Consider the following 871-nt stretch of genomic DNA (forward strand, 5'->3'; position numbering starts at 1 on the left):
TCATTATTGAATATGAATCCAAAACCCCTAAAGGAACTTGGGGGGATGAGGAACTCGACCTAACTAAACCCATTCAGCAAGCTGGTATGCTTGGATACCGCTCAGAGAGATACAATTGGACTTATGATATTGAGTTTAAAATAAAAGATGATAGAAGTGGTCATACTCACTGGGTTTATGTTGGTGGAGATGAAAAAGGAATTAACGGTTTTCTTGTGGCTGGAAAGCAAGAGAGTCTTGATTTTTGTAAAATTGATGCGACTATGAAAGATAATTACTTCCTGCCAATTTCAGTGTCGAGAAACTAACATCAGAATTAATTAATGTTAGTTCCGCCTATATCAAAATAAAAAGCACAATCAGAAACAACATCAATTACTGTTATCTGGTTGTGCTATGAAAACCCTAACTCTCCATCGCAATTATTTCCCTCATGGTGTTTTTTCTTATCTGTGCGATGAGAATGGAAACGCTATTTTCAAGACCGTTGAACGACCTTGGAAAAATAACCAAGCTGGCATTTCATGTATTCCAGAAGGCACCTATGACCTGCTGCCACATGACAGCCCGAAGTTTGGCAAATGCTACGCACTAGAAGCACCAACCCTTGGTGTTACTCGATTCGGCCCTTCTCAACGAACTCATATTCTTATCCACAAAGCAAACCGAGCAGCACAGCTTGAAGGTTGTATTGCACCAGGCATGGACTTTGGTGTGGTGAATAATGAATGGGCTGTTATCAATTCAGGCACGGCCTTCGATTATTTTATGGCTCACCTTGGTGGTGAAAAAGCCAAGCTTGTTATTCGTCGAGCGTAACCATGGGACGCAATTGGGACTTTGCCAAACAACGAGGGCGCAAACAGCGCCT

General features: G+C 41.7%; 2 protein-coding genes. Both read left to right on the top strand.

All coding sequences use genetic code 11. From position 1 onward, the window contains the following. The coding region (locus OW491_RS18135; RefSeq protein ID WP_290037297.1) for a hypothetical protein at positions 1 to 308 on the top strand (308 nt) is incomplete at its 5' end. Between the two features lie 88 nt (positions 309 to 396). Next, positions 397 to 819 carry a DUF5675 family protein gene (locus OW491_RS18140; protein ID WP_102582806.1) on the top strand — a complete coding sequence of 141 codons (423 nt, stop codon included), beginning with the start codon at positions 397 to 399 and terminating at the stop codon, positions 817 to 819. The last annotated feature ends 52 nt before the right edge of the window (positions 820 to 871 follow it).

It is taken from the genome of Neptunomonas sp. CHC150, assembly GCF_030397555.1.
Lineage (GTDB): Bacteria > Pseudomonadota > Gammaproteobacteria > Pseudomonadales > Balneatricaceae > Neptunomonas > Neptunomonas phycophila.

Bases quoted from the DNA above. Each gene is read 5' to 3' on its own strand.
- OW491_RS18140 (WP_102582806.1), top strand. From the start codon at position 397: ATGAAAACCCTAACTCTCCATCGCAATTATTTCCCTCATGGTGTTTTT.